General features: G+C 63.3%; 5 protein-coding genes. All 5 read left to right on the top strand.

Features of this window, described 5'->3' with window-relative positions; all coding sequences use genetic code 11:
- Window positions 1-181 (top strand): DUF7210 family protein (locus tag JHD77_RS31335; protein WP_233412012.1); only part of this gene is annotated, 181 nt, incomplete at its 5' end.
- A gap of 3 nt (window positions 182-184) precedes the next feature.
- Window positions 185-937, top strand: coding sequence for a hypothetical protein (locus JHD77_RS31330; protein ID WP_003094267.1), 753 nt, complete (start codon window positions 185-187; stop codon window positions 935-937).
- A 1-nt stretch (window position 938) separates the two neighbouring features.
- The gene (locus JHD77_RS31325) at window positions 939-1445 is read left to right on the top strand and encodes a DUF6631 family protein (protein WP_003139971.1); all 507 of its coding nucleotides are present in this window, start codon (window positions 939-941) and stop codon (window positions 1443-1445) included.
- On the top strand, window positions 1442-1585 hold the full coding sequence (locus JHD77_RS31320; RefSeq protein ID WP_003094272.1) for a hypothetical protein: 144 nt from the start codon (window positions 1442-1444) through the stop codon (window positions 1583-1585). The genes JHD77_RS31325 and JHD77_RS31320 overlap by 4 nt, the downstream gene beginning before the upstream one ends.
- 86 nt (window positions 1586-1671) lie before the next feature.
- Window positions 1672-5358 (top strand): phage tail length tape measure family protein (locus tag JHD77_RS31315; protein WP_058169341.1); only part of this gene is annotated, 3687 nt, incomplete at its 3' end.

Here is a 5358-nt window from a genome sequence, read left to right as displayed (position 1 = left end):
CCCCGCCGTCTCAGTGCCGAAGGAGGAGAAGGTGACACTCACCGCTCATCACACGCACGCCGGCACGAAATACCCGGCCGGCGCCGAAATCTACGTCAACACCCTCGACAAGGCCTTCCTGGTCCAGCACCAGAAGATCACGGTCGAAACTCAAGATGCGGCTCCCGCCGCCAAGGAGTAAATCATGTCGCTGTTTTCCTTCCAGGGTCGGGTCTGGGCCGGCGAGCGCCTGCCCAACGGCAAGCTGAGCCGCCCTGTGTGGGCCGGAAACGTACCGGTCTTGACCCTGCAGATGGCCACCGAAAGCACCAATACAACGGAGTCGTTCTCGGGCAACCGTCTGCAGTACGGTCGCCTGCAGCGCGGAAAGACCGCCACCGTCAACATCACCTACGACGAGTGGCTGCCGAAGAACATCGCTGCGGCGATCTGGGCCTCGCAGATCGAGCTGCCCGCCGACACGGTGACCGGTGAAGTCCTTGAGGGCGATCTGAAGGCCGGCGACTTCGTGAAGCTGGACCGTCAGTTCGTCTCCTCGGTGGTCCTCACCGACAGTGCCACCACGCCTGCGGAGCTGGTCTTGGGTACGGACTACCGTATCGAATCTCCAACGGCTGGCTTGATCGAGCTGCTGAATGTCACCGGCAAGACCCAGCCGTTCAAGGCCGCGTATGCCTCCGAGGTCGCCACCGGTTACACCATGTTCACCTCACCACCGCCGGAGCGCTACATCCTGCTGGACGGCATCAACACCGAGAATCAGGAACCGGTGATCGTGACCCTGTACCGCTGCAAGTTCGACCCGGTCGGTGACCTGGCACTCATCAACGACGAGTACGGAAACTTCCAGCTCACGGGTAGCGTGCTATACGACACCCTGAACGCCGCCGACGCCAACCTGGGCGGCTTCGGTCGCATCGTGCAGAAGGGCGCCTGACATGGGGCGCAAGGTAGAACGTAAGGCCAAGCCCGGCCCCGCTGCTGCGCAAGGAGCGGATGATCTGCAGATACTGCACCCCGAACGCGAGATCGAGGTCGCCGGCCGCAAGCTGACCGTGCGCGAGTACGGATTCGTCGAAGGGCTGCGGCTACGCCCCATGATCCAGCCGTTGCTCGATGACCTGTATGCCATCAGTCAAGGGGCTGTGCTTCCCGACCTAGAGCAGATCCTGGTGGTGCTCGGCCAGCACTCGGATCTCATCCCGCACCTGATGGCAGTGGCGGCCGACGTCGACGAAGAATGGGTGAAAGGTTTGCCGCACCGGGATGGAAACTTCCTGCTGTACGTCTGGTGGCTGGTGAACGGCCCTTTCTTTATCGGGGCGGTGGTGGACCGAATTCAAACCGAACGGGCAGCCGAAGAGGCCAGGAAGGCCGTTGGGCAGACATCTATGCTTGCCTCATCGCCGGAGGATACGGAACCCCAGGCACCATCGGTCGAATGACCGAGCGGCAGATCCTGCTGCTCTACGATGCCGAGCAGCGGCGACTGTCCCACCACCGGGCTAACCAGTTCATCGACACCAACCTGGCGTTTGCCGGCGGCAACGACGCTAAAGAACACCTCAAGACGCTTCGGACTTAGTTCGGGGCGTTTTTTTTGCTTGCCACAAAGACCCGTTCGCGCGCGCGCGTAACCATGCGAGCCACTCCTTTCTGACGTGACTCGACATGGCAACGGGCAAAGAACTTGATCTGGCACTACGCATCCGCGCTGACGGGAATCAGGGCGCCCAGGCCCTGGATAACATCAACAGCCAGGTCGAGCAGATCGGTACCAGTGCCACCGCCACCAGCAGTCAGCTGAGTGCGATCGGCGAGAGTGCCGATCAACAGGCGGCACGGCTCAAGGCCATGGTGGCGGCCAGCCTTCAGCAGCAGGCCGCGTTCGACGCCCTGGCCAACAGTTCCGACAAGCTCAACACCTCAACCCGCGCCGCAACTGCCGGTTGGCAGGAGAGCGCACGCGCCCAATCGGCGTCGATGAACGCCTACCACAACGCCGAGCGTGCCAGGCAGCAGCAGATCGCGACCGAGCAGCGAGCCGCCGAAGCCGCCGCCAAGGCCTCGGCCGAGTTCGACAAGCAGCAGTCGGAGCTGGCCAAGTTGCTGGGAGCGATCGATCCGGTTACGCGTGAGCTGGAGAAGCTCGACAACCTGGAAAAACGCCTGGGGCAGGCCAGGAACTCCCAACTGATTGATCCCGAGGGCTTTGCGACCTACAGCGCGCGGCTCCAGGAACAACGTGAACGGCTGCTCGGAACGTCTGATGCGATGAAAGTCGCCGGACTGTCCGCGGGGCAGTACAAGCAGGCGATGCGGCAGTTGCCGGCACAGATCACTGACGTTGTTACCAGTCTGGCCAGCGGCATGCCGGTCTGGATGGTCGCTATCCAGCAGGGCGGCCAGATCACCGATAGTTTCGGTGGCGTCGGGGAAACCTTCAGGGCGCTCGGTGAAAAGATCAAGTCGTTCTTCGGCCTGACCAGTTCCGTAAATGCTGGCGGCATTCTTGCCGTGGGCGAAGGCCTTGCGGCCGTTGCAAAGGAGCAATCGGCGGTTGCCGATGGGGCCGACAATGTCAGCGACGGCTTCACCGACATGGCCGATACGGCAAACACCACGGCTGAAGCGGCGGAAAACGCCAAGGGAGCGCTTTCAGGGCTGGGGAGTGCTGGCGGCGCATTTGCCATCGTTGCAGCGGCGGCCGCAGCGGCGGCTGTCGCATTGGCCTATGCCTACAAGAAAGGCAGCGACGAAGCCAGCGAACTCAACGAATCAATCATCCTGACCGGCAACTATGCCGGCACCAGCGCTGGGCAGCTGGCAGCGATGGCCGCATCGCTTGCCAAAGTGAACGGTACACGGTACGAAGCTGTGGCCGCGCTGTCGGAGATCACTTCCACAGGTAAGTTCACGGTCGAGCAGATCGAACAGGTCGGAACCACTGCGATTGCTATGCAGGAGGCGACTGGTAAGGCCGTTTCTGAAACCGTGGCCGAGTTCTCCAAGCTGGCCGATGATCCGGTCAAGGCGTCGCAGCAGCTCAATGACCGCTATCACTACCTGACGGCCTCGGTGTACGAGCAGATCACTGCCCTGGAGAGGCAGGGGGACACGCTGGGTGCTGCCCAGTTCGCCATGGACGCCTATAGCCAGGCTATGGACGAGCGGGCGAATCAGATCGTCGAGAACCTGGGCACGATGGAGCGCGCGTGGAGGACTGTTGGCGACATCGCAAAAGGTGCATGGGACGAGATGCTCGGCGTGGGCCGCACGGAAACGCCTGAAGAGCGTCTGGAGCAACTGAGCGGTCCGGCGTTCAAGCCAGGCCAGGCAGCTGCCAGTGCCGCAGTTTTCGGGCCGCTCGGCTGGCTCAACGAGGTGCGCAAGGCTTTCCAGCGCAACTCAATGTCGGACGAGGAACGCGGGAAGCAATTCACCGATGCCCTTCAGGAAATTCAAGATGAAGGCGAGAAAGCCCAGGCGGCGCGGCTCAAGGCTTATTTGGATAGTGAAGCCACGCGCGGTCAGCAGAGTATGGACCGGCTGCTGGAGACTGTTCGCACCAATAAAGAGAAACGGGACAAGTTGAACCGGGAATTGGATCGCAGCATCGCCGCGATTCAAGCCACGAACCCGAACGACGAGCGCCTGCGGCCGGAAAACATCGCCGCTGCTCGCAAGGCCATTGATCAGAAGTACAAAGACCCGAAGACTCCGAAGGGGCCGAGTACTCCACTCGATCAGTCCACCGTCACCGAAGCGAAGAACCAGCTGGACCAGTTGCAGGCCGACTACAGGAACGCCGAGCAGAAGCTCCAGGCGCAGCAGCGCGCCGGCCTGCTGAGCTATGCGGACTATGTCGCGCAGCGCGGCGAACTGATCAGCCAGAACAAGGACCAGGTCACCGCAGCCTATGAGGGGGAAATCCAGGCGCTGGAGGCGCTGCGCGACAAAAGTTCCACCACGGCGGCCCAGCGCATCAGCCTGGACCAGAAGATCGCCGAGGCCAGGAACAACATGGTCAAGGCGCAGAAGAAGGCAGACGCCGACCTGGAAGTCCTCCAGCTCAACGAACAGGGGCGCCTGAAGAAACAGGCCCAGGCAGTCAAGGCCTACAGCGATGCGCTCCAGCAACAACAGGATGCGCTGGCCCTCCAGGGTCAACGTGCCGCCGCTGCCGTGGGCATGGGCGCGCAACAGCGCCGCTTGTTCGATCAGCGTGGCAGCCTTGACGACCGATTCGCACAGCAGCGCCTGGACCTGGCGAGCCAGTACGGCGACGGCTCGCGTGGCATGAGCCTCGACGAGTACAACGACAAGCTGCAGAAGCTGCAGGCGAACCACGCGGCGATGACCGAGCAGCTCCAACGCAACTACGCGGCCTTGCAGATCGCGCAGGCAGACTGGACCAACGGTGCCCGCTCGGCGTTCGCCGACTATCTCGACTCGGCCAGGAACGTCGCGGGCCAGACCTACGACCTGTTCAGCAACGCGATGTCTGGCCTGGAGAACAGCGTCGTTTCCGCCGTAACAACGGGTAAGGCCAGCCTGGATGACTTTCTCCGTACGCTCGCGGCCGACTCCGCTCGTATGGCGACCAGGCAGCTCGGAGCATCGTTGCTCAGTAGCTTCGGACTCGGCGAGACCAAAGACGCTGGCAGCAAAGACCTGGCCGTAGGTGCCTCGGCGGTCTCGGCATCGGCCGGCGCCCTGGCAACCGCGGGAGGCACTCTCGTGACCGGCGCCGCGGCGATTCAGGCTGCAGCCGCATCGCTAGCGGCAGCGAACGGTGGCCAGGTGCTGGGCGGCGCAGCCTCTGCAGCCGGACAAGCCGGTCCAGCGGCTGCTATTGCTGCCGCGTCGACCGAAGGCGCAGCCGCAATGGGCAGCGCGATCAGCGAAGCAACCACGTCGGGCGGTGGCACTCTGGCGAGCGCGCTGGCTGGAGTGTTTGGTCAGGGTGCCAGTTTGTTCGGCAACCTGTTCAGCAGCCTATTCGGTGGCGGTGCTGCTGGCGGCACTGGCGGTGGTGGTGGCTGGTTGCAACTGGGCATGAGTGCCGCCAGTGCGTATTTCGGAGGTGGCTTCGCCGATGGCGGGCGTATCCAAGGACCAGGCACCGGCACCAGCGACAGCATCCCGATCCTGGCCTCCAACGACGAGTTCATGACCCGTGCCGCCGTGGTACGGCAGCCCGGCGCACTCGCGTTTCTGGAGCAGTTCAACCGGTATGGCATGGCTGCCCTGGGCGCCTGGGCGAACCCAGTCCGCCACGCTACGGGCGGCCTGATGGGGACTCCTGCTCCGGCCATGCCCGCTCCGGGCCTTTCTGCTTCGCGCCTGCAGGAGCCC

Source organism: Pseudomonas sp. P20 (genome assembly GCF_016463925.1).
GTDB lineage: Bacteria > Pseudomonadota > Gammaproteobacteria > Pseudomonadales > Pseudomonadaceae > Pseudomonas > Pseudomonas aeruginosa.
The sequence above is the reverse complement of the archived record's forward strand: the minus strand, read 5'-3'. Positions and strand labels throughout refer to the sequence as shown.

Coding starts and splice junctions, on each gene's coding strand:
- JHD77_RS31330 (WP_003094267.1), top strand. CDS start 185: ATGTCGCTGTTTTCCTTCCAGGGTCGGGTCTGGGCCGGCGAGCGCCTG.
- JHD77_RS31325 (WP_003139971.1), top strand. CDS start 939: ATGGGGCGCAAGGTAGAACGTAAGGCCAAGCCCGGCCCCGCTGCTGCG.
- JHD77_RS31320 (WP_003094272.1), top strand. CDS start 1,442: ATGACCGAGCGGCAGATCCTGCTGCTCTACGATGCCGAGCAGCGGCGA.